The 25,649-nt window shown below is 49.0% G+C and carries 12 protein-coding genes; 4 read left to right on the forward strand and 8 right to left on the reverse strand.

Annotated elements, in window-relative coordinates:
* Positions 1–21 precede the first annotated feature (21 nt).
* The 4 genes from FW758_RS01115 to FW758_RS01130 are packed head-to-tail and all read right to left on the reverse strand — an operon-like array spanning position 22 to position 16,872.
* Positions 22–6,006 carry a hotdog fold thioesterase gene (locus tag FW758_RS01115; RefSeq protein WP_446444403.1) on the reverse strand — a complete coding sequence of 1,995 codons (5,985 nt, stop codon included), beginning with the start codon at positions 6,004–6,006 and terminating at the stop codon, positions 22–24.
* Positions 6,003–8,267, reverse strand: coding sequence for a PfaB family protein (locus FW758_RS01120; protein ID WP_446444404.1), 2,265 nt, complete (start codon positions 8,265–8,267; stop codon positions 6,003–6,005). The genes FW758_RS01115 and FW758_RS01120 overlap by 4 nt, the downstream gene beginning before the upstream one ends.
* A complete protein-coding gene (locus FW758_RS01125; RefSeq protein ID WP_446444405.1) occupies positions 8,264–16,006 on the reverse strand; it encodes a beta-ketoacyl synthase N-terminal-like domain-containing protein in 7,743 nt (2,580 codons plus the stop codon). The genes FW758_RS01120 and FW758_RS01125 overlap by 4 nt, the downstream gene beginning before the upstream one ends.
* Entirely contained in the window at positions 16,003–16,872 is an 870-nt protein-coding gene (locus FW758_RS01130; RefSeq protein WP_446444406.1) for a transcriptional regulator, read from the reverse strand. Before FW758_RS01130 ends, FW758_RS01125 begins: the two co-directional genes overlap by 4 nt.
* 656 nt (positions 16,873–17,528) lie before the next feature.
* On the opposite strand from FW758_RS01130, the gene FW758_RS01135 reads away from it, so the two are divergent.
* Both FW758_RS01135 and FW758_RS01140 read left to right on the forward strand, forming a co-directional pair.
* The gene (locus FW758_RS01135) at positions 17,529–18,422 is read left to right on the forward strand and encodes a 4'-phosphopantetheinyl transferase family protein (RefSeq protein WP_446444407.1); all 894 of its coding nucleotides are present in this window, start codon (positions 17,529–17,531) and stop codon (positions 18,420–18,422) included.
* Between the two features lie 472 nt (positions 18,423–18,894).
* On the forward strand, positions 18,895–19,440 hold the full coding sequence (locus tag FW758_RS01140; RefSeq protein ID WP_063883250.1) for a hypothetical protein: 546 nt from the start codon (positions 18,895–18,897) through the stop codon (positions 19,438–19,440).
* Between the two features lie 139 nt (positions 19,441–19,579).
* On the opposite strand, the gene FW758_RS01145 is transcribed toward FW758_RS01140, so the two are convergent.
* On the reverse strand, positions 19,580–21,568 hold the full coding sequence (locus tag FW758_RS01145; RefSeq protein ID WP_446444408.1) for an alkyl/aryl-sulfatase: 1,989 nt from the start codon (positions 21,566–21,568) through the stop codon (positions 19,580–19,582).
* A 123-nt stretch (positions 21,569–21,691) separates the two neighbouring features.
* On the opposite strand from FW758_RS01145, the gene FW758_RS01150 reads away from it, so the two are divergent.
* Positions 21,692–22,633 (forward strand): LysR family transcriptional regulator, encoded by a 942-nt coding sequence (locus FW758_RS01150; protein WP_446444409.1) that lies wholly within the window; start codon positions 21,692–21,694, stop codon positions 22,631–22,633.
* A 94-nt stretch (positions 22,634–22,727) separates the two neighbouring features.
* Here the strand turns inward: FW758_RS01150 and queF are convergent, their stop codons facing one another.
* Positions 22,728–23,585, reverse strand: a complete 858-nt coding sequence (gene queF, locus FW758_RS01155) for an NADPH-dependent 7-cyano-7-deazaguanine reductase QueF (RefSeq protein ID WP_006080957.1) — start codon at positions 23,583–23,585, stop codon at positions 22,728–22,730.
* A gap of 59 nt (positions 23,586–23,644) precedes the next feature.
* Between queF and syd the strand changes: the two genes are divergently transcribed.
* Positions 23,645–24,295 carry a SecY-interacting protein gene (gene syd, locus FW758_RS01160; protein ID WP_446444410.1) on the forward strand — a complete coding sequence of 217 codons (651 nt, stop codon included), beginning with the start codon at positions 23,645–23,647 and terminating at the stop codon, positions 24,293–24,295.
* A 153-nt stretch (positions 24,296–24,448) separates the two neighbouring features.
* On the opposite strand, the gene FW758_RS01165 is transcribed toward syd, so the two are convergent.
* Both FW758_RS01165 and FW758_RS01170 read right to left on the reverse strand, forming a co-directional pair.
* The gene (locus tag FW758_RS01165) at positions 24,449–25,222 is read right to left on the reverse strand and encodes a Zn-ribbon-containing protein (RefSeq protein ID WP_006085230.1); all 774 of its coding nucleotides are present in this window, start codon (positions 25,220–25,222) and stop codon (positions 24,449–24,451) included.
* Positions 25,222–25,605, reverse strand: a complete 384-nt coding sequence (locus FW758_RS01170; protein WP_126492397.1) for a hypothetical protein — start codon at positions 25,603–25,605, stop codon at positions 25,222–25,224. Before FW758_RS01170 ends, FW758_RS01165 begins: the two co-directional genes overlap by 1 nt.
* Positions 25,606–25,649: the final 44 nt, after the last annotated feature.

Genomic DNA, 25,649 nt, shown 5'->3' on the forward strand with positions numbered 1-25,649 from the left:
CAATAAATAGAATTTACCGCATTAAGCTTCTTCAATACAGATGGCGATATCTTTGACTTCATAAATCCGCAGGCCATCTTTACTCAAATTGGCATCGCCCATAATGATGCGTTTGCCATTGTCGTCAGTCACGCTGGTAATGTGCACATCCAGCGACATCTGTTTGTTTAATGGGGTAATTTGGCCGCGATACTTCCATTTGATATCCGATAATATCTGGCCGAATTTTGGACTCTTAAAGCCTGCGCCAAGGTCTTGGTCAATCGCATAGGTTTGCATCAGCTCGATAATGGCTTCAACCCCTAATGAACCTGGCATCACCGGATCTTGATGGAAATGGAATTGGAAGAACCAATCACTCGGGTCAATGGTGCGCTCGGCGTATAAATAGCCAAGGCCCGCTTTACCGCCGGTCTTCACGATTTCAGCCTTGTCGATAAAGTTAAGTTGACCGCCCGCTAAACGGTAATGCGGCTGGCCTTGTGGCGCGTTAAAGCTGCGATGCTGTTTATCTAACAGATTGATTTGACTATCGGCGGCTATACCATTTTGCACATGCCAAGGCTGAGTGATCTTGCCGTTGTCTATGCCAAGTTGGTTTTTCAGCGCATCGCCCTTGAAGTAACCAAATACCGCTTTACCTTGGTAGAAAGGCTCGCCATCGCAGCTTAATTCGAAGCTAAAATTCTGGATAATGTTACTGCCGGCAATCACAGTCGATAACAAACGTGAGTCGTTCACGATTGTTTTGCCGCGTAAATCCACATGGCGCAGCAACTTACCGCTACCGTCTAAGTTACGGAAAAACAGCTCTTGGCCGGGGAAGCCCAAAGTGGTGCCCATATAGCCTGAGATAAAGCCGTTTGGCTGCAGTGATATTTCCATCAACACAGAATAGGGCATCACAGCATGATGGCTGTTTTTAGCGTAATACCAAGCATTTGCGGGCACTTCGTATTCAGCGATACACGATGATGGCTTTTTCAGCTCGCCGCGTTTGCCGTCAATCGCAATGACACGAGTCGTGAGCTGCAAATCACCGCAGGGCGTGCGCGGTGGAATCAGCCCGCGATAGATGCTGAAATCGGGGCCGAAGCAGTTTTCGATATCGCCCGTGGCAAATTCGAACATGTGGTACGGCGTGAACGGCAGGGTATCGGGCACGCGGTTGGCGTACTTTGAATCCGCTGGCGCAATCGGCGCAGCTACATGCTTAAGCGGCACTACGCCTTTGTTGGTTGGCGCGGTTAAATCTGGCAGCTGCGCCATCAACGGCGCGGCGAACGATGCGGGTGTTGTCGAAACCAGCGGCGCAGCCGAAGCAGCGTTTTTGGCAGCATTTTTAGTCGTATTATCAGCTGTGCTGGCATCATTATCCGCGAGGTAGCGGGTGCATTCGGCTTCTTCTTTGATCATCACCCCAAGGTTTTGGAAATCCACCACCACTTTGCCGTTGAGCAAAATATCGATATTTGCCTTAGCATAGGGGCGCGGGCTCATACCGATTTCAGTGATTTCCATACGATAGGTGAGCAGGCCAGATTGCGGCAACACTTGACCGCGACAGCGCACTTTTTGTGATGCGTTTTCTAGCGGCTGGAAGCGCCCGTCTTTTACACCTAGGTGCATTCCAATATGCAGCATAAAGAATTGCAGTAATTGACCACAGCCTTCGGCCATTAACGACCCCGCCATCACTTGGTCGCCCTTGAAATGACATGGGAAATACCAATGATCAGCTTCGAGCTGCTTATGACCTTGAACTGAGCCTAAGCCCCACGCGCCGCCATGCACCTCAAGATGGCTGACCTGTTCAATCATCAGGAATTTTTCGGATGCAAAACATAAAGAGGGCTGCAAACCATATTGGGCTTGATGAGCCGCGTGTGCGCCGCCAAAACAGCCACCGATATCGGCGCCGAGCAGTTTATGGATTTGGCTGTAATCAAATTGGTTTTGCGCGCAGTCAAGTAACGGATTAAAGCGCGGTTTATTCGGATTGTTCAAGGCGAGGTTGCGCGCTTTGATTTCGGCTTCGGTGTGAATAACGCCTTTGCCGTCGGCCAGTTCCTTGTCGGTGAAGAAGCCGGCACAGCCGCCATCCATTTTCAGGATCAGCTTGTCGCCCACGAAACATTCGTAGGAGAAGAAGAACAACAAGGTATCGCCATTGCGGGCAAAGTGATTGATGGAAATATCGTAGCGCAGAGTGTCGCCACCGCGCGGTAAGTCGCCGAGGAAGGTCAGGGTGCAATCGAGCAGGCGATAAACGCGCTCACCCTTGTTTTCAAAGTCGACACCTAAATAGCTGATCAGCATTAAGTCGCATTGACCCGATTCGACGGCCACGGCCCAAGGGATTTGACCATCGACCAAATACGGCGCGTCCACAGGAATATCGTATTCTGTGGTCATAGTGCAAGGCTCATATCGGTTCATCTGGGCATTTAATTTTGTTACCCGAGATACCAGTAAATAGTCCGTGGTTGGTAGGCGTACACGGCGCGAATAGCTGTCGATAATGGCGTAATCTTGGCCAAATACTTTAGCGATATCACCTTCTGCGTACTCGACTAAATCCGCATAATCCCAAATACAAGGTTTGCTTATCGGTGTTGGCGGCGTGTACTGAGGCACTTTTGCATGGTTTGGATAAAGCACTTGGTTTGGATAAAGTGCAGTATGTGGAAGAACCGCTGTCGCAGATGCTTGAACGATGGCTTGCTGTTGTACCGGCGCAGCTTGGCCATTGACGGCTAACTCGCTGGCAAGCTGGGCTTTCATCAAGGCATCGGCCAGTTTCAAGCCTTCAGAACGGCTTTGTAAAAAGGCTAGATGTGCTTCACGGGCGAGTTGCTGATTACGTATAAATGCAGCGTCTTTTAGCTCTGCTTGAGCTGCGTTGTTATTGGGCGTGCTTAGGGCATTAATTGGCATGCTGCTTAATGTCTCTTTTTGTAGAGCCGTGGTTGGGCTGCTTGTTGCAAAGCCACTCGTGTCTTTGCTCGCTATTTGGGCCAAATGTTTGCGCTGGCTGCGCTTTGGCAATGTAGTGATGGCTTGGGCTTTTTGTTGTATAGCATCAAGGCTAGCGAGCGGCGTATCCAGGATATGCTGATAGATATCGCGGCCACCGAGCGTTACTTGTTTTATTAAGTGTTTTTGCTCAGAAAGCGTTAAGTCTTGTTCAAGCCTTTGCTGCAAACTGTGCGCTTGCGTGGCACTTTGGCTGAGCAATAACTGCGAGCATTTACCTTGGCTAAACGTGGCAACGAGCGCGTGCTGCACTTGATTAGCTTGTGGCTGTGCTTGGTTTTTTAATTGCCCGTGATTTTTAAGCTGAAGCAGCGCGCTCAAAATACTCGCCATTCCCGCAGCGGCAAAATTGTGGCCAATGGTATCAGCGGCTTGGCTGCGCTGGTTCACACTCGGCAGCAGGGTATTGAGTACCAACTCTGAATCGGCAAGTTGCTCAACAGCAATACTGGTTTCAATCAAGCTAATTTGGCTGCTATTCACCTTGGCTTGGGTTAACAAGTCATCGCAAATACGCGCTGTGTTGCTATTACCTTGTATGTCACACATAGCGCCAAACACTTGGCCACTGATGTGACCATAGCTGTTGCTATTGGCATTATTAAGTAGAACATTAGTATTTGAATTTTCAGCAGTTAGCACCAGTGCGCCTGCACCTTCACCGACTTTCCAACCAGTGTCAGTGGCATTAAATGCCACTGGCGATACGGCGTTTTTGAGGATCACTTGCTCTAGACTGCCACTTAAATCGACGGCGGCGATCACTACGGCATCTAAGGATTCTTGGGACAAGAGGTTTTCGGCCACATCAATACAGCGGGCGACCGATTGCTCCGCCGCCGAAATGGTAAAGGCAGGGCCGTTAAAGTCCCAAAGGGATGCGATACGTGACGCCATGATGTTGCCAATAAAACTGGTGTATTGATTCAGTTTGGCGGCATCGAGCACACTGTCCATGGCGATTTTTTCAAGGGCGAGATACTCAGCTTGTGTGAGTGTTATTCCTTGTTTTTTAAGGCTGTCGGCCAGTTGTGTGTGTAGATTTACGCGGCCACGGAACTGGTGTAATTCCAGTTCGGTTTCCATTGCCACTAATACAGCAACCTTGCCGCCGGGCTTTAAGTTGGCATCACGAATCGCTTCATCGGCCACTTTGATCAGCAGCAGTTGCTGGGAGATCAGGCGGTCGTCTTCATTGGGCGGCACTTTAAAGCGCAGAAAGTCAAAATCGAACTGGTCGATATACGCGCCCTGTGGTGCGGCTGCGAGGCCAGTTCCGGTTAAACCAAAGTTGGCCAGAATATCAGGGTGTTTATCTAGGCCTTTCCAGCGTTTAGCGGGCAGCGGGATAAAGGCATCTTGCCGAGCTTGAATCGTGTTATCCAGCGCATTTATGGAGGATAAAGGCCCGAAGTGCGATGCTAAGCCAATGATATTTAATGGTGTATGTTGATAGCTTACTTGGGCTGTACTCTGCTGATGTTTGCTACTGGTATTTGCCGGTACATAGGATTCCAGCAACAAATGCGCGTTACAGCCGCCAAAACCAAACACGGAAACACCTGCGTGACGGCGGTCATTGCCGGCTTTATCTGGCCAAGCATGCAATTCTGTTGGCAGATTTTTAGCGCTAAACAAGCCTTTAGGCGAGGATATCGGTGCTGATAAGTTAATACTTGGCGGCAGTCGACCCGAGCGCATGGCAAAAATCATCTTCATGATCCCCGGCATGCCCGCGGCTGTGAGCAAATGGCCAAGATTAGATTTTGCCGAACCGATCAGCGGCACAGCAGAGCCCGCGAGTTTGTCCTCGAAGAAGCGCTCCATCGAGGCGAGTTCGACCTTATCCCCAAGCGGCGTGCCGGTGGCGTGGCATTCAATCACTTCGATATTGGCGGGCAGTGTGTTTGCCGCACTATAGGCGCGCTCGAAAGCTTGCACTTGGCCCTTGCTGTTGGGGCTTAATACAAACTGGCCTTTACCGTCGTTCGACAAACCAATGCCGCTGACGACCGCATAGATGTTGTCGCCATCGCGCTCGGCATCTTCTAAGCGTTTTAAAACTAAAACCCCTGCGCCTTCTCCGGCGAATAAGCCCTTGCTGTTGCTATCAAAGGGCGCTGAAATACCATGATCTGGATAGGCGTGAAAAATCGAGAATCCCATGTTGATAAAGAAGGGATCAGCGCCCGATACTGCGCCCGCAAGCATCATATCGGCCTTGCCTGTGGTCAGGTAATCGCAGGCGAGTTTAAGTGCGTAAACCGAGCTAGCGCAGGCGGCGTCCAGACTTAACTGAGTACCACCTAAACCGAGTGCATCGCTGACCAGCTTTGAAGCTGTGTGGGCAACGGCGCCATTGGCGACGTTTAATACTTGCTCGACGTTTAACGCTTCTCCAGCGTGAGCTTGGTTAAAATCAGCCAGTTGTAAAGCGCTTTGGTTAAGTTTGTTTTGCAGCGCCTTTTCAACGGTTTGATGATACAGAGGCAAAAATAATTCATTGGAGCGGGCGGTCGGGAACGACAAGGTTCCCATCACGATACCTGTGCGCGCCAGTATGGCATCGCTTGTGGCAATCCCTGCGTCTTGGAGGGCTTTACGACTGCAATCGAGTGCCCATAAAAAGCTTTCATCTAAACCGTCAAAGGCAGACTCAGGCAGTTGATAACCCTTGGCATCAAACTGGAAGTGTTGGATGTAGCCGCCCTTATCACAGTAAAAACGGTCAGACTGACCCTGCACACCTTGGTAATCGGCGGGATTGGCATTGAGCTTTTCGCGGCTAATTTGGGTGCGCGAGTCTTTTTTATCCAGCAGGTTTTGCCAGAAGGTTTGGGGATTATCGGCGTCAGGGTATTGAGTCGCGAGACCGACAATCGCGATTTTTGACGCACTTTTTGATGCGCGGTTTGACGCAATGGTAGGCACGGTAGTTTTATCAATCCTAGGGGAATGCTGAGAACTCACTGGGGTTCTCCTTTTGGTAATACTGATGATAAAGGGGCTGCGTTAGCACTTAGTGGCTGAATGAGCGGCGCGAGCGAAAGCGGTACTCTGTGGCTTATCAGCTGAGCTAAACATTTGAGTAAGCTGGTGATCGCATCGGCCCCCTTGGCATTGCAAGCAATGGCGGCTGTCGCCGCGTTCGCAGTGCTTTGGCTTGAATGGGCGTGGCTGATTTTATCTATGAGTGTGCTGGTTTGCCTATCGGCGCCCACTTCGACAAATAGCCTTGCACCTTGCTCAGTGGCATTTTGAATGAGCGTACTAAAGTCGAGTGGCGAACAAAAGGTATCGGCAATCGCGCGGCCAATGCTGTGGCTATCCACGGTTACTGGCGCAGTTTGCGCTGCGCTGATAAAGCGAATAGGCAGATCTTGCGCCGCCGCTTTCAGCGCCTCGGGTTTTAACGCTTGTGTATAGAAATCTTGTACTTGTCCGTGGACTAGCATGGCAGGCGCGGTATGCATTGCCGTGACGCGATTGGCGGCAATCCCGCGCTTACCTAACTTGGCAAGCAGGGCTTTACAGCTTGTTTCGCAGCCTGCAATGACGCAAGTATCACCTTGGGTGATGGCTAAATAAGCACGAGGAAACGCTGGCAATAATGCCTTTATTTCATTGCTATCAGCGCGCACCACAAAGCTGTTCCACACTATGGCTTCATCATCCGCAAGCTGCCACGCTCGGCGGACTGCGGTTAGCTCACCAGAAATCGCATGGTTGAAAATATCGCTATTTTCAGTGGCGTTGATCATAGCGTGCGGTGTTTGCCACACATCTAGGCTGGCCCACATGGCTGCTTCGCCCATTGAGTAACCGAGCGCCATTTTAGGCTTAATATTAAAGACTTGGGTCAACAGTTTAGTGAATAGATAACTGGCCCCCACACCACTAATCGCTTGCTGACTTAGGTTCATGCCAGCTGCGGTTTTAACATCTGCCGCATAAATCTGCGGTGATTGCAGCATGGCGCTTAAATCGCCTTCACGTTCTAGCTGGTGATACAGCGCGGGGAAGTACTCATGCAAGTTGTTGAACATATTAGCGTAAACCGTACCAACACCAGGATATACAAAGGTAAGTCCCGTATCCCCTAGCGGCTTAGCGGTAAAGCAGCTGCCCGCTGGTGTCTTAAAGGGTTGACCATGATGACAAACAGCATCATTTTCAAGCGCCGTAAGCATGGCTTTGGCTTCAAGTTTGAGATCATCACTTGATGCCGCCATTAAGACTAATGCCAGTGGGGCGTTGGCATCGTAGCGTTCAAACCAGAATGCGAGTTGATGTAATGTAAATGACGTGTCTGGTGCGCCAATGTCTAGTGAACTAAGCAACTGAAACAGTTTTGCTTTTAGCTCATTAATACTGTCACTACTTATCGGAATAAACAGCCGGTTTTCATCAACAAGAGCTTTGGGCGCGGCAAGTTGTGTGCCTTGGCTCAGCACTAGGCTTTGGTTTAGATTTCGAGACTCATCCGCTTGATGTGACGTCTTTGCTACAAGATTTAGACACAATACCCGCGCTTGATGTTGGTCGCTAAACCAATAGCCAGTTTGATGATTGGTGCCGTTTGTCTGTTTTATATCAGTAGCGCCATGAAGCGGTGCTTGTGTGCGCGCAGCGAGGGCGGTTACGCCTTGGCGCAGCGCAACAAGTGCCTCGTTGAGAGTGTTGGCGACAGTCTGATGTTGAACGGTTTGAGCTGGGCTGCGCTTTGCCGCCACTAACGCCGCATTTGCAACAGCCGCTGCATTAGCAACACCTGCATTTACAACACCAGTAGTTTCATTACCAGCGGCAAAGCCAGCAATAAACGCGTGGGCGTGAAGACGCAGTTTGGCGGCGTGTAAACCATCGAGTAAATACAGAGACTGGGGCAGATTGCCATCATTGAATTTAAGTTCAACGAGCTTGCCTTGTTCAATGGCTGTTGTTGCTTGGCCTAACAAGGCAGTGAGCGACCTTTGCTCATGCACTGACGGTTCATGCACTTTTGGTTCATGAGCCGTCGGCCTATGTACTGCCGATTGGATGGCATTGGCAGCGCAAATCTGAACTCTTTCACGTTCAGTAAACGTCCCTAATACTTGGGCTGAGTGAGAGTCAAGATTGACGGCATCGCCAAGCAACACTGCAATACGCAGTGGCTTAGCGCTTTTGTCAGCTATCGATGTTTCAACTTGGCCGCTATGGGTCGTTGCTAAAGGGGGGGCTAAGTTCACTCGACTTTCGCCTCCACGCTTTCAATGCTTTTATTAGCAACTTTATTAGCTAAGAATGCACCGTTAAGGTTTTTGCTGATGGTGACTTTGGCGTTGTTCATCTCGCAGCTCAAGCGGCCATCTTGATGATAAAGTGCAATATTGGCTTCAAGGGCACGGCCAGAGTGTTTTACCACCTCGAGCACTAGATACCCTGTATCGCCAAAGGCAAACGGCGCATGGGAGATAAACTCACCAATGCTTGATGGCAAACTCGCCGCGCCATATTTGAGTCTTGCCCATACCAGCATCGCCTGCAGCAACAAATCTTCTGCAAAAGCTTGTGAGCCTTTAGGGGCCAGATTGGGCACAAAACTCCCGCAGTCCGCTAACGCTACATGGGGAAGACTCACCTTGGCGACTAAGCTCGCATCGTCAAACTTCACCACAGACTCAATACCTTGCAGTCTTGGGCCATGGAAAAGCGTGCCGTCGCTGTAAAGGCTGCTTGCGGTTGTGATGGCAGAAAGTCCTGCCAAGCTATGCGCGTCAAAGGCAGTTGCTTTGCTGTTAGTGGCTAAGTAATCGTTAGCCGCGTCATCAACAGCATCATCAATCACTAAGATGGCTTGATATTGCGGACGACCTTCAAAGCTGATTAAGGCACTGAATTGTCCACTCAAGTACTCGTCTGTGTCTTTCGCGGCTTTATCCGTTAACGCAATCGGTGCAAGCTCAAGTTCTAGCGTGATGGGGGCTGCACTTTCTAACGCTCCATTTTGTAACACGGCAGTGTCGAAAATAATGCCCTTCAACAGCTTGTAGCTTTGCACTTTGACAGGCTGCTTGAGCACATCAAAGGCGGCTTCACGCATCCACTGAATCGCGCACACAGTCGGTAATACGGGATTACCGTTAATGCAGTGATCTTCAATAAAGATCATTGCCTTAGGGTCCAGTGTGCGCTGCAGTTTTACAGCGCTTATATTTACTGCGCTTGGATTTAAAGCGTTAAGCAAAGCATGCGGATCCGACGAGTCAGTGGTCAGATCCGCTTCAGGCTTTTTTAGATTGCTACCTTCAGTTGCTTGCTCGTCACTTGGAACTGTGCCTTGCATATCAGTACCGACCAGCAATTGTGCGCCTGTGTCGCTCAGTAATTGGCTCGCAAATAACTCAGCACCCGCCTTTAACGGGATCACATAAACACCGCGATCGATAAACATCTTTTTCAGCGCAGGATTCACCATGCCGCCGTCCCACGGACCCCAATCGAAGCTCATCACTTTGGCATTTGGCAGTTGCTGCGCCAGTTGCAGTGCGGCTTTGTTGAGTATGTCGTTGGACATAGCGTAATCGCTTTGGCCGGTATTGCCGTAAAAACCCGCCGCCGAAGAGAACAGGGCGATCAGTTTTACTTTATCTAAATCCAGTGCGGCAAGCAGATTGCTAATGCCTGTGACCTTAGTGCCATACACCCGTGCTAACTCATCTAAGGTTTTGTCTTGGATGTGTTTATCGGCGAGTACGCCCGCACCATGGATGATGCCGGTAATAGGTGATAACTCGGTGATAGGCACTAGAGTGCTGGCGATCGCGTCTGGATTGTTTACATCGAGACTTAAGTACTCGGCACTCGCGCCTACGGCGGTAAAGGCTTCTAGTGCGGCTGCAATTTCTAGGCTGCTTTGCACTGGCCATACTAAGGCATCCACTTGTTTTGGCGTGGGTTTCTCGCCCAAGCTTTGAATGTGGGCAATGGCAGCGGCTTTAAGTTCACTGTTATTTTTACCCTGCGCCCAAGCGGGAATGGCTTGTTGGCTGCTTCTGCCGGCAAGGATAAAGTGCGCCTTGCTGCGTTTTGCCAGACTCAAGGCACATTCAAAGGTCACGCCTTTTGCGCCGCCAGTCACCAGAATTTTATCTGCACTGGTCAAGTTAGCTGCGCGGTGGCGGGTATCTGCCTTGCCTGCAACTAAGGTCACGCGTGCCAGCGTTTCAGTTGCGCCAGCTTCACTCACACCGACTTCTAATAGCTTATCGGTTGCAAAGAGCTCAGCGAACACTGCATTGGCCAGTTGTTTGGCATCAAGTGCTGGCGCGATATCTAAGGCGCGGCAATGCACGCTTGGCCACTCGTGGCTCAAGGTTTTAGTCAGACCTGCCAATGCCGCTTGGTTTAACTCGCTGCGGGCAATTTGGCTGTGGTTAAGATAACCAAAACCACCGTCGATACGACTGACGCTGATAAAGCTGCTGCTAGTATTGGCCGTTGCTGCTGTTGTTAAAAGCGGTTGTAAGTGCTTGGCGAACAAGAACGCTTGCTCGACCGACGCTTTGGCGGCACTGGACAACACTAAACCTTTCGCACCGGCTGAGGTTTTATGTTGTGGTTGCAGATGAATAAAGCCTGCAACCTGACCTAAGCTTTTGATCTCATTAATTACTGCGCTGATGCTGGTATCGTCAATCGCCGCCAATGTGAAGCTGGCAATGTGGCTATTGAGCGGTGATGCACTGGCTACAAGGCTTTCTGGCGAGCGCACAACCGCAACCGTTAGACCTTGAGCATGCAATTTCTCGGCAAGTACGCCAGCATTGTGACCATCATCGCTAATGATAATGCAGGCATCTTTAGCAAAAAAGCGTGTTTGAGCTTGTTGCGCTGATTGCTTTGACGATTGCTGTGGCGATAGTTGCGTTAGCTCAGCCGCCGCTGGCAACTTTTTTAGCACTACCTCACTATGGGGTGGTAAATCATGGGGCAAATCGATAGTCGGTTCAACTGCGACAGTGCCGTTTACCACATTTGCAGCAGTATTCTGGCCTAGCTTGCTTTGCCCTAAATCTTGCGAAAAGAGCATAACTATTTCACCTAAGGTGCGACATTCGGCCAGATCTTCAGGATTCAGCTCAGGTAAGCCCGGTAGCTCATCTTGCACTGTGCCTAAGATTTCAACGCGCTTGATGGAGTCGATACCTAAATCGGCTTCCATGTCCATGCTGAGTTCCAGCATTTCAGTGGGGTAGCCTGTCTTGTCGGCCACCACTGTCATCATAGTTTGTTGCACTAACGCAGCGCTTAAACCGCTGGCGGCAGGCGCGGCAGTTGTCACATGAGTTGCTACGATAACTGATCCCGCAGCTGGCAGCTTGCTATTCATGTAGTCAACGATTTCACCTAAGGTACGACACTCGGCGAGATCTTCTGGGCTGAGCTCTGGTAAACCCGGCAGTTCGTCTTGCACTGTACCTAAGATTTCAACGCGCTTGATGGAATCGATACCAAGATCGGCTTCCATATCCATGCTGAGCTCCAGCATTTCAGTCGGATAGCCAGTCTTGTCAGCTACCACAGTCATCATGGTTTGTTTAACAAGTGCAGCGCTTAAACCGTTGGCGGCAGGAGCTGTTGGCGCTGTTGTAGAAACTACAACTTGGCCAGCCGCAGGCAGTTTGCTGTTCATGTAGTCAACGATTTCACCTAAGGTGCGACACTCGGCCAGATCTTCTGGGCTGAGCTCAGGTAAGCCCGGCAGTTCGTCTTGTACTGTGCCTAAGATTTCAACGCGCTTAATAGAATCAATACCTAAATCGGCTTCCATATCCATGCTGAGTTCCAGCATTTCAGTGGGATAGCCTGTCTTGTCAGCCACCACAGCCATCATGGTGCTCTCGATTTCAGAAGCATGCACTAACGCAGCGCTTAAACCGTTGGCGGCAGGAGCTGTTGGCGCTGTTGTAGAAACTACAACTTGGCCAGCCGCAGGCAGTTTGCTGTTCATGTAGTCAACGATTTCACCTAAGGTACGGCACTCGGCCAGATCTTCTGGGCTGAGTTCAGGTAAGCCCGGCAGTTCGTCTTGTACTGTGCCTAAAATTTCAACGCGCTTAATCGAATCGATACCTAGATCGGCTTCCATATCCATGCCAAGTTCCAGCATTTCAGTGGGGTAGCCTGTTTTGTCGGCAACCACAGCCATCATAGTTTGTTGAACAAGTGCAGCACTTAAGCTGCTTGTTGCTGGTGCCACAGATGTCATCTCTGGCATAACTAAAACAGGAGCTGCTGGCGCAACTTGTACTGTCGCAGCAGGCGCATGAGCAACGGGAGCGGTTTGCACAACAGGTGCAACGGGTGTGTTAATTGCTGGTCTCGTCGCAACTGTCGATGCAGCAACAGGTGCTGGAGCCGGCGCAGCTGCTCGTGGCTGAGCAACCGCTGGGGTAAAGTTAATCGGCGCATTGTTTAACATCGCCAAGGCCGCTTGGCTGCTACTGCTTTGTAGCTGCATAAATTCGGCGTGGCTTTGCAGGGTTTGCGCTTGATGCTGGTGGAACATTTCCATTGAGCGTTGCAGGCTTTCTGGGATTGCAATGCCTTGGCTCGCCATTTTGGCTTGTTCAGTCATCAATGTCGTGAAGGTATCGCCATATTGCTGCGGGATGGCTAAAAACTGTTGATGTAACTGCGCCGCTTGAGATTGTGCGCTGAAAAATGCCGTTAACGCATCGCTGCTGACGTTTGGTGTGCCTGGGTTTAACTGCGCCGTCGCTTGCTGCTGATTGCTTAAGCCTTTCGTAACGCTTGGGGATGTTTGTTTCATTTCAACAGCTGCCACTTGATTCGTTTCCACTTCTATTATTTTCTCAACAACTTTTTCGACGATGACTTCTTTCTCAACGATTTTTTCGACTTCTTTTTCGACAACCGTTTCAACGATGCGATCCACATATTGCACTTGGCTAGTCACGCTGCCTGTGGCGAGGGATTTGGTCATCTTAGCTTTGGTCGCAGCACTAATATGGTTAGTGGCGGTGAGTTTGATGTTCATTGCTGATGGCGCTTCACGTTCGGCAATCTCTTGTGACGTGACGGCTTGATAGGGATCAACCTCAGTTAATGCCACACCGGCTACCGCGAGTTGCACAGCAGCTAAGCGTAATTGACTGTCACTGTCGCCCTTAGGATTCGGGTTCATGCTGACAAGGCAAAGCTCATTTAAGTGTTCGCCTAAGGTATTTTCAACTAACTTTTGCAGTATGTTTTTAGGGCCAAACTCAACAAAAACCCGGGCGCCAGCGTCATACATAGCCTGCAGTTGTTCGCTAAAATGAACTGATTGCAGCATATGTTGCTTGAATTCTGCTTTAATGGCTTTGCCATCGCTTGGGTGTAATTGACCCGTTCCGTTGGCATAAAGTGCGACTGAAGGTGCGCTGAATTTAGCTTTATCAATGGCTTTGGCAAATGGCTTTTGTGCGTGTCCAACCAATGGAGTATGGAACGCGCCAGAGACGGGCAGGGCAATCGCTTTAAAGCCCAGTTCGCTAATGGCTTTAGCGGCCAGCTGAGTTTGTTCTGTGCCACCTGCTATGACTAATTGTGTCGGCGCGTTGTAGTTGGCAATTTTAACGCCATCAAACTGGGCTAAACAGCTATTGAGCGCATCGATATCATTCTTTTGCTTAAGAATGATGGCGAACATAGTTCCTAAGTCAGTTTGAGTTCCAGTGTCTGCGGCTTTACTCGCGGTATCGCTCGGCACTTGCGCCATGGCGTGCCCACGGGCGAAGGCCAGTTCGACGTAATCTTCATTGGAAATCACGCCTGCCGCGCAAAGGGCTGACAGTTCACCAAAGCTGTGACCTGCCACCATATCGGGGGCAAAACCCGCTTGAGTTAATAGCGAATATTGCGCCATTGAAATTGCGCCTATGGCGCTTTGGGCGAACAGGGTATTTGTCAGCGCCGCTTCTTGGGCTTTCACCGCATCGGCATCGAATGCCGGAATAGGGTAAAGGATGTTGGATAACGGTGTTTGGCCGTGGTGAGCAAATACCTTATCGCTGGCCATCACTTGTTGGCGCATTTCAGGGAAATGGCAGGCGAGTTCGCGGCCCATGTTGAGGTACTGTGAACCTTGACCGGCAAACAGGGCGGCTACTTTCTTTGATTCATTCTTAGCTACTAAGGCATGAGAGCGGTAGCTGATACCAGAAGGTAATTGCCACACTTCAATTGCATTGGTTTCTAAATGTGCAATCGATTGATTTAACTGAGCTTGCAGCTGTGCGATATCCTTAGCTACAAAACCTAAACGGGCATCTGTGCTTGCCAGTGTGCGTAGTGGATATTGCTGAGCGATAGCGTTCAGACTCGCAGCGCTGCTCTTATTCGCGTTCGTGTTCACACTTTGGCTCAGCGCAGCTTTTAACTCGCTAAGCAGCGCGGCTTTATTGGCGGCGGCAAACAATAGTGTCTGCGGCACACTGCGCTGACGATATTGCTCGTCACGGCTATGCTCTGGTTTGTATTCTTCCAATACAAGATGGAAGTTGGTGCCGCCAAAACCAAAGGAGCTGACGCCAGCACGGCGCGGTGTTGCATCGGCGCGTTGGAACCATGGGCGAGTTTCGGTATTTAAATAGAATGGCGAGCTTTCGATATTCAGTTTTGGATTAGGCCGGCTGACGTTAATGGTCGCAGGCAATACCTTGTGATGCAGTGCTAGCGCGGCTTTGATCACCCCGGCAGTGCCCGCAGTTGATTTAGTGTGGCCCACTTGGGATTTCACTGAACCTAACGCGATATGCTGATTGGTGTCGTTGCCTTGGGCAAATACCGATTTTAAGCCATTGAATTCGGCCACATCACCTGCGGCAGTACCTGTGCCGTGGGCTTCAACCAAACCAATGCTGTGCGGTGCAAAACCCGCGTCGTCGTAAGCGCGCTCCAATGCTTTAGCTTGGCCTTCAGGGCGCGGCGCATAAATACTCTTAAATTTACCGTCCGATGAGGCGCCAACACCTTTGATGACGGCATAAATTCGGTCGCCATCGCGCTCGGCATCTTCAAGGCGCTTAAGTGCTACCATGCCAATACCTTCGCCGATCATCATGCCTTTTGAATCGATATCGAAGGGTTGAATGGTTTCGTTAGTGGTGAAGGCTGGCGTTTTTGAGAAGCTCATGTACATGGATGGCGAGTTGTCGGTACAGACGCCGCCGGTGATCATCATGTCGCTGCGACCTTCGGTCAGTTCAGTCAACGCCATACGCATAGCGGCAAGCGAGCCCGCGCAGGCAGCATCGACCACACAGTTCATGCCGCCAAAATCAAACCGGTTGGCGATACGGCCTGCAATCACGTTGCCTAAGGACCCTGGGAAAGAGTTTTCTTCCCAGTGGATATATTGGTCTTGGAACTTTTTGATCAGCATTTCGCTGTCTTCATCGCTCAGGCCGCTGCTTTTAAATACTTTTTTCAACACTGGATATTGCAGGCGCGAGTTTAAGCTCTGACTGATTTTTTGACCACCGCCCACGCCTAGCGTGATGCCGATACGATCGCGATCGTAATCGGTGGGCAGATTGGCATCGGCAAGCACTTCTTTGGCGACAATCAGCGACAGCAGTTGTGAGGTATCTGTCAGCTCTAAAATATTGGGCGGTAGACCGAACTCCATGGGATTAAAGTCGACTTCAGGCAAAAAACCACCGCGTTTACAGTAGCTTTTATCGGCTTTGCTTTTGTCGGCATCGTAGTAATCTTCGGCGCGCCAATGGGTGTCTGGGATGTCAGTAATGGCATCGATTTTTTCGCTAATCAAATCCCAAAATTTATTTAAATAACGCGAGTTGGCGAAGATACTGGCCATGCCCACGATGGCAACGGGCATATCTTTCAAACGTTTGTTGAGTCGTTTATCTTTTTTTGACTCAGTCGCAGAATTAGGTACAGAAGGGGTATGGCTCATAAAGAGTCTCCACGGGTCGACCTGGATACGGTGACCTTGTTTTGGGATTCAGCCGCGCTTGTCTTTGGCATGCCATGGGCACCGGGAAAACGGGCTAAGAAGGTGTGATAGTTGCGAACGAGCAACTTTCGTAAATGAAACGGCCCATGTCGGAGGACATAGGCGATATATCTATTGGTCGCTTGGGTGTTGCTGTCTTGATAAATATCGAGGTAAATCCAATCACTTGCCGTATCTATGCCTAATAGCACTGAACTTGGTGCTTGCTCAGTAAGCTGCGGCGGTATGGTGAGTGACACCACTTGCACCACAGTATCGCCGTCGGTACTTGGCAGAGCCAGCGCCTTGGCCAAGGTTTCTGGATTGACCGTATAGGTTTGGATATCGCTGCCTTGCGTCACAGGCAATTGATTAAAATAGCGTTCGGGTACTTGTGGTGCTTCAAACTCATCGAGCCGCGATATGCCGTAGCGTTTTAAGCAACGGGCAAGGCCGGAGCGCGACACATTGGGATTAATGTAGGTTTGGGTGACGTTGAGCAATCTATCTAAGGTGAGTCTGAGTTGGTAACGTAATCCCACCACCACGTATTCTTCCATCGGCGTGAGCGTCGTGTTGAGATGGTGGGGTGTGTTCGAACTGTTGCTGATGGACTCACGCTTACGCCACTTACGCACCGTTGCCTCGGTAATATTTAAAATCTTTGCCAGCTGGCTGACGCTCAGATCCGATTGTTGGATAAAGAGTCGCATTTCAGGCGTAGTGGTGGCGTTGCGATGCCGAGGTGTGCTGTCTTTTTGCGCCGCTTGAGTCGTGCTCTTCGGGGCGTAAGACGGCGCTTTAGATTGAGAGTCGCGAGTTGCCATTTAAAATAATTATCATCCGACATAATCTATTGGGACTGATAAGCGATTTTGGCTGAGTCACGACTGACATTTATGACTAATGTCGTGACACTCATCGTAAAACCTGTGCTTATCATCTGTGTCACTTAATGGGGATGCAGATTACCTGAGGTTCGGGGTCGATACAATCATCTGGGACTGGAATTTATTGGCTTTCGTTGAGTAATGGTATTTTCTGTGCGTTATGTTGGGTTTTCGCTTACCGCTTGGACTGTTTAATACTTTGATAGTGGAAGAATTATATTTGTAGCGGCGATGAAGGCAGCTTTTTTGAGTTATCGGGGTAATATAGCCCAATATTGGCTTACGTCCCTTTAGCCATGAATGAGGCTGTGTGGCTAAACCTGCTAATTTTTTTTGGGGGGGATCTTGGCGCAATTGCAGTAAAAATTTGCGCTTGGGATTGAGCTAATAGTCGTTCTAAGAATTGCTCTTATTAGAGTGCGGCTAAGAATTGAAATAGGGCTTAGTTGAAACGATTTAAGATGCATAATGAACTCAGATAATGATGAACCTAGACAATAATGAACCCAGATAAGAATGTTGCTAACTGCTCCCCAAAAAGTCAGACAATGATAACTCATCAGCCGCAGGGCTTTGTACAGCTAGGCTCTCGAATGACCGACTCTCTAACATCTAGCAAAAACGGCGTGAATGTGGATCTATTTTTTATTCCACTGAACGATATGTCAGCGGCGCAAACATCACTTGCCGAGTATTGGTTAAGTGATGATGAACTCGCAAAGGTCAGGCGCTATCGCGATCCCAAGGCGCAAATAAAGGGATTACAAGTGAGGGCGGCGCTGCGGGCCGTGTTATCTCGCTATGCGGATTTATCGCCACACGAGTGGTGTTTTGAATATGGCGCTAAGGGCAAACCGAGTTTAACGGCGACATTAGGGCAGCAAACTGGTCTCGAGTTTAACCTAAGCCATAGCGGCGATTGGTTATTGATTGGTTTGGCTCAGTTTGATGGTGTTGAGTCTGGTTTATTTGGGGTCGATATTGAAAGGTCACGGCCGAAGACGGATATCTATCCAATCCTAAATCACTATTTTTCTCCCCAAGAAACCGTGGCCTTGCTCGCTCTCGCCGATGAAGCGAGTCAGCGGCAGCGCTTTTTCGATTTATGGGCGCTAAAGGAGTCCTATATTAAGGCGACTGGTTTAGGTTTAGCGCAGTCGCTCAAATCCTTTGCCTTTGAGCTTAGGCCGTTTGAGCAATTGGCGGCAGAATCGCTTGAGTTATCATGCCAAGATGCCGGATTGAGGCAAGCCTGCGGCGTAGCTTCAATGCTTAATGTTTATCCACATATCTCGCTAAATATCCCGCAACAAATCTCGCTAAAAACACCGGATTTGGTTGATTCTCTGCATTGGCAGACGCACTTTGGTCGTTTGACCGAGGAGTATCGCTTTGCCATTAGCCTAGCGCATGCCGGTAATGCCGAGATTCCCATGACATTAACCGCGCAGCTGAGCAGCATAGAAGTCTTACTTGCAGATTATTAACGGCGAAACAGAGTGCGTTCTTCGCACCAGCAAACTCACCTAAACCGCTAAGATCTGCGATTGCGTTTAGCCATAATTCTTTCTGCGCGTTATCTTGTTATCAGCCAGTTTAATACCAATCGTATTAAATATCTGTTCATTCAGCGGGAGTTCAACGCGCTTTAGACAAGGCGAAGGCTTGAAGGCATAGTGGTGCTCTGTCGAAAGCCTTAAACGCAGTATAAAGCGCGTTGCCACGCCGTTAACATCAGCCGCCCTTCGGGAGCCACACAGGCATCCCACTCCGGTGTTGCATTGACTTAAAAGGGAATAACCATTTTTGCGTCAATACGCCTTGGATTGGGATGCCTGTAAGGCTCTGAACTGATTAGATATTTAATACGATTGGTATAATTCATCTTCGGTTAAACATTGCTGGATATAGTCACGCCCATAATATTTTGAATTTGAATGAAATAAATGAGGTTTAGCAATGAAACGGATTAAGTGCGTATTGCCGGCCACTATGCTGGTGTTGTTATCTGGTTGTGGTTATTTTGGTGGCGATGAAAAGCAGCAATTAGAGCAGGCTTGGTTGGCCCAAGATCCACAGTTGCAGCAAGTGGTTGAGCAAATTCGTGCCAATGGCTTAGATGTTGTCGCCCAAAGCGCGGCAGCGGGCACAGTTTCTGCCTGCGTGGCAGAAAAACTTAGCCAAGATCCGCTTGGCAAATTAGTGGATGTTGAAGGCTCGCTGGTGGAGTCGGCCAAGGTGGCTGAATTACTGGGTGACTTGCAGAAAGTGATGGAGCAAGACATCAGTTTTGATCAGGTAGCGAGTCTGTTACAAAAGGGCGCCGATGCGGCGGCCTATGCTAAAAGCCTTATCGAGCAACAAGGTTTAGATCAAGCCTTACAAAGCCTGAAACAAATGGCGACCGCGAGTGAGCAATTTGCCCAGCAAGATTTAGGCGCACATTTCCAGCAATTATTACTTGAGTGTAAAACTGTAGCGCCAACACCAGCTCCTGCGAACTAATGCTGCTTTCTGACTGACAACATCATCCTGAATCTGCTTGGGATGATGCCAATCCCCCAGTGCTAGAGGCGTTCAAGGTGATTATACGCTAGTTCGTTTTCCCATAAAAAAGCCCTGAAGCTTCAGGGCGTTGATGTCATTATTTCGCGCTAGGTAGCGGGACGATTTCAAAGTTTTCATCAAATTTTACTAAGGTCGACGCTATCTTACCGAAGGCCGCTTTATCGCCCTCGAGTTTGGCCGTGCCGTTGGCAAGTAAGTCTTTGAGGGGCACTTTGCCGAGTAAAATCCCGGTAATGTAGCGCTTATCAATATAAAGATTGGTGTCGGCCTCTATTGGTTTATCAACCTTAATATTGCTTAAGTTACCGTTGCTTAGCTCGACGTAGAGTGTGTCTTTGGTATCGGGGTTAATCACATTAAGCCTGATCAGTCCAAGTTCAGCGGCCTTGATGCTATCGACTTTTACGGCGAGGAAGTCAAACAGAGTCGAGATATCCATTTCACCTAAAATATCTGCCGATGCCGATTTGGGTGCGCCGGGTTGGATCCCTACGCGTAACTCTTGGGCGCCGGTAAGATAAATATTACGCCAGCCTGCGCCTTCGGCTTGGTAGCCCAGTTGCTCATAGGTATCGGCAAGTAATTGTCTGGCCTTTTCGTTATCGGGTTCTGCCATGACCACTTTATTCAGTGCCGTCGCCACGAAACGGTATTCCCCTTGGGTATAGTCGGCTTTGGCGTGTTTAACCACAGCTTTAGCACCACCCATATACTCGACAAATTTCTTCGCTTCCTCCTTTGTCGGTAGCGGGTTTAAGTTGGCTGGATTCATATCGAAATAGCCTAAATACATGTTGTACACGGCTTTGGCATTATGGCTGTAGGTACCATGGTAACCATTGGTATACCAAGTGTCGCGCACCGCCTTAGGGATAGTGGTTTGAATCGCATCGCCAATATCTTGAATACCCACGCCATTATTGGCTAGACGCAGGGTTTGATTATGCACTAGGCCATAGTTATCCCTTTGCATTCTGAGGTAAGCATTCACATCCGCATTGCCAAAGACGGGCGCCGAGTGGGCCTCAAAAAGTACCTGCGCATCATCGCCAAAGCGTGTCAGCAATGCATTGATATCCTTTGACCATTTGATGGCGTCACGGACTTTTGCACCGCGCAAGGTGTAAATGTTGTGCATGCCATGGTAGGTGAGTTCACCCGTCCACAGGGCTTTCATTGAGGGAATATAGGTGGCCATTTCCGAGGCGGCTTCTGTGCCTGAGGCATCCATAAAAACCATGTCTATGCCATCAATGGTGAGTGTTTCCCACTTATCTTTGCCGTTTAAGGTGACATCGGGTTTAACGTAGGTCACTTCGCCTTTGGATAACCCCTTGGCGAGTGCTGCATCGACAATACCTTGATCGTTTCGCTCTAACGTTGCGCCGTATTGATAGGCAGCGCGGCGGCTCATGGCATTACCGGCGAGAACGTTTTCGTCGACAATTTCTTTGGTAATGTTATTTGAACCATAGACTTTGACCTTAGGGTACATATCTTTGATTGCACGGGAACCGCCAAAATGGTCCGCATGACTGTGGGAATAAATCATCGCCACCACAGGTAAGTCATTACCCTCAGGCAAGTTTTTTAGTGCAAACTCGAGGGATAACTTTGCCGCTTCTTTGGTGAGCAGCACGTCATAAAGGATCCACCCCGTTTTACCGCGGATAAGGGTTAAGTTCGACAAGTCAGTGCCGCGAACTTGATAAATGCCATCTGTGACCTTGTATAAGCCGTTAGACACCATATTCAACTGGGCTTGGCGATAGAGTGAGGGATTGACTGTGTCTGGGGTTTTGTCGCCGATAAAGCTAAATTCGGTGCGTAAAATGGCGGCAGTTGGTTCATCGAGTTCGGCGATGAGATTTTTAGAAAACTCTTCAAAGGCTTTTTTATCTGTGTAATTTAGGGTGGCTGCTGTGGCCTTGTTGACCTCAGTAGTTTGCTGGGTCGCAGGCTTTCCCTGATAGTGTAGACTGATATGTTCATGCTCGTGTTCTGCCGCTGTCGCGCTGAGGGAGAACGTTGCGATAATACTCAATGTCATCAAAGATTTTTGCATAATTTTACCTACAGATAAGAGAGATAGTGTCGTTGATGGTTTGAGTATAGACAGCTTGTGTATTTAGATAACTCGCGTTAGCTTGGGTTGTAATATTCATATTGTGAATGAGTGCTTTCCCTTATGCCGACACAAAAGCCGTTAGATTTAAACTTATTGCGCGTGTTTATGGTGGTTTACCGTACTCGTTCATTCACCCAAGCGGCTGATGAACTGGATTTAACTCAGTCTTCAGTCAGTAATGCGATCAGTCGATTTAGGGTATGGGTCGGGGAGTCATTGTTTAATCGGGTTGGGCGAGGAATTGAGCCGACAGCGGTAGCGCGGGAAATGTACCGTAAGTTTGAGCAGCCGATGGCAGATATTGAAACCGTATTGCTAGGGTTTGAGCATTTTGACCCAAAGTGTAGCCAGCGGCGCTTTTATGTGTATGCCAATGAGTCGGTTATCGAAGCGCTACAAACCGGTGTGCAGGCGTTATTGCAGAATGCGGACATTGAAGTAATTTTCCGTGAATCACCACCTCAGGAGGCTGATTTATATCGCGATATCTTGCTTGAGCGGGTTGCGGTGGCGATAGACATTAAACCCGCGCAGCAAAGTTTGCTCTCGAGCAAGTTACTCTTCACTGAAACCTTAGTGTGTATCGTCAGTCGGCAGCATCCTCGGATTCAAGGCGCCATCACCCATGAGCAGTATTTTGAGGAGAAACATGTTTTTTTGAATATGCGGCGTTTTAATCTTACTGCGGGGGATTTGTTTACCGAAGGCGTGTTGCCAAGGCGCAGGATGTATAGTGAGCAGTCATCTTTATTGAGTATGTTTGCTACCGTAGGCAAAAGTGAGGCGATAGGTATAGCGCCTTTGCGGTACGCCAGTCAGTACGCCGAGATGTTCGGCATCCAAATTTTACCTATGCCACTGAAAACAAGACCCATTGATTTGTATATGGTGTGGAGCAGTAAATACACCCAAAACCCGAGTCATCAATGGCTGCGAAACTTATTGCTCGATGCCAGTGCGAGCACTGTCAATGAAAAAGCTCTGAATCTTGTTAGCAACTAGGGCTAGTGATTCAGAGCTTAGTGTCGGTTTTTAACCTTGGTTTTGTCTCAGTGCTAAACCTTAGTTCGAAATTTGCTAGTCGAATGGGCGTTAATTACTGCCTTGCGAGTCTGTGGCTTTCACCAGGTTGCTCGAAGTCACTGCGATACGGGTTGATATCTAAACCACCGCGGCGCGTGTAGCGGGCGTAAACGGTTAATTTAGTGCAATGGCAGAAACGCTTCAAATCGACAAAAATCCGCTCGACACATTGCTCGTGGAACTCGTTATGTTGGCGGAAAGAAATCAAATAGCGCAGCAGTTTCTCGCGATCGATTTTAGGCCCTTGATAACGGATCATCACGCTGCCCCAGTCGGGTTGCGAAGTGATCAAACAGTTGGATTTCAGCAGGTTTGAATTAAGCGTTTCCGCGACCGTTTGCTTATCGTCCGTGCTGTTTTCCAAGTAATCAGGATTAAAACTATAATCGCTGACTTCAATATCGAGATCGTCAATACACGTGCCTGGTAACTCGATAATACGCTGAATGCCAAAGCTTTTTGGTTCGATGATTTTAACGCTAATATCACCTTGAGCACATTGGCTTAAGTCTGCGACTAAGGTCTTTTGCAGTGAATCTATGCTATCGAACTTGGTTTGATTAAAGCTATTGAGATACAGTTTGAACGATTTCGACTCAATCAGGTTCAGGCTTTCATAGCTTAAATGAAATTCAGCTATGGCCACCATAGGCTTACCTTTAGCATTTAACCAAGACAGCTCATAACCCGTCCAGATATCGGCACCATGAAACGGTAACGTCCCAGTGAGTGCAATAGCATTACGATTTAGTGAGCGTGGAACCCCTTGCAGCAGCGACGCATCATACTCGGCTTGATAGTCTGTGGCTTTACCTAAAGTCAGGCCAACAAGCGCTTGCGCATCACTATAGGGATCGTGATTCTGTGTCATCAATACTGTTTCCATGTCAAAATAGGCGCACATTATACCTGAAATTGGATTGTGCTTAAGTGTCTTGTCTGCCCACACTCGATAAATTTTTGCAAAACTACCATCAAGCTTACCTAACGAGTTTAGGTGAACTACCGCGTTATTACCCACAGGGTGAGCCTTCTGTGTGTATTCAAGGCGAATTTCATGCTGATCTTGATCAAGCCGTTTCTTGGCAGCCGGTTAAACGCAAAGTCGAAGGCAGTTTTGCCAATGTTGAGCATGCGCTTGAGTTGACTTTATGGCCAGAAATCAATCATTTTTACGGTCAGTATTTTTCTGCACCGTTACTATTCGACTCAGAATGGGGCACGGGTGAGTTACTGCAAGTGTGGAATGAGGATGATTTTACCTGCCTGCAGCAAAACCTGATTGGTCATCTAATGATGAAGAAAAAACTCAAGCAGCCACCGACGTGGTTTATCGGTTTGTTAGATGAGGGCGATAAAATGCTCACCATCAACAACAGTGATGGCAGCGTGTGGATAGAGCTTCCAGGTGAGATCCCCACCCAGCAATTGTCGCCAAGTTTAGCGGAATTTATTGAGGCGTTATCGCCACGAATAGCACCACCCGTTAAACATGAAGAACTGCCTATGCCCGCATTAGAACATCCGGGGATTTTTGCCAGCTTTAAACGTATGTGGCAAAACCTCTTTGGTAAACGCTAGTTGGCGTGAGCTTGACGCTATCTTGCGTCGAGATCTCAGCCTTCAACCATGTTTAGCCAGAGCGTGAACGCTCAACCACACTTAGTTTGAGCGGAACATTCAACCTAAGCGTGGCTTATCTTAGGTTGAGGTCTTTGTCGGGATAAGATGATGTTACTGATGATCCCAAGACAGGTTCGATACTATGCGGCAAGGCTCGCAGCGAAAGTGGAACATATCCAATAAAGGTTCATCGAGTTTCCAATCATGACTGCCACAACGTGGGCAAGGTCGCGCTTTTTCTGAGGCCAAATCTTGGCCGCCGACGCGGTATAAGTAGTAATAGGTCGGGATTTTAGTGAGATATTCGATACGGCCGCGCAAGTCCCAACCTCTACGAAATAAATCACTGTCCGGACTCGATAATTCCTCAAGTGCGGCAAATTCTGCTTTGGTGGCCGCCGCCATTTGTAACTCGTCACAGGCTTGCCATTCGCTCTGCCAACGGATAATGCGTTTGTGATCGCCATTAAAGGTTGCTGGGAGTCGATATAAAGGAATGGGCAATAGATTATCGCCGCTGCGCAGGGGCGAGCACATGTGCACAAAGCTGGTATACAGCAGTTGCCAGCTCGGTGTGTCGGTATTGCTGACCTCAGAATTAATGTCCTGACCGATAAACTTTTCCCGCGGCGCGAGTAGCTTAGCGTCGGTTAACTCTGCTAAGGCTTTTTTAACCCAAGGACTGTGATATTTATGCGCTAAACTGCTTTTCTCTGGCATCAGTAAACGCACTCTAAACTCACCGTCATTAAAGGCGACCGCAAATTCTCGCCCTAAGATTTGGCCATTAGCTCGATAGGCTTCGAGGAGTTGATTAATGGCTTTTTCGGCGGCAGAGATAGTGGTGTCGGCGAAGCATTCGAAGCGCAGTTCAGTGACAAACATTAAGCGGTTTTTCCTTGGGATTCTAATAAGTTGATGCGTTGTTTTAGTTCAAGCAGTTCGTTTTTCAATTGCATGATTTCTGCTTTTTGCTGCTCAGCATGACGTTCAAAATATGCCTGTTGTATCTGCAGGCGATCGGCAAGCAGCGCAAGCGTCAAGGTATCGTTAGTTGCTGCGGCTTCGATTGTCGGGCTGAGGGCTTGTAACTCGGCTAAACGCTCGCGATCCGCCTTAGGCATAGATTTAAATTGCTGCAAGCCTTGGATCAATATCGGTAAAGGTAGGCTGCTACCTAAACGGGTTTTAATTAAGGCAAGGCTCGGTACTTTACCGCAGGCTTCGAGCGAACGTGCAGCCGCTAATACTTGGTCAAGTGGACTCATAATTAGCAAAATTCCTTAATTTGTTGGATGATTTAAACTAATCT

The sequence above is a fragment of the Shewanella sp. 1180_01 genome, from assembly GCF_052850535.1.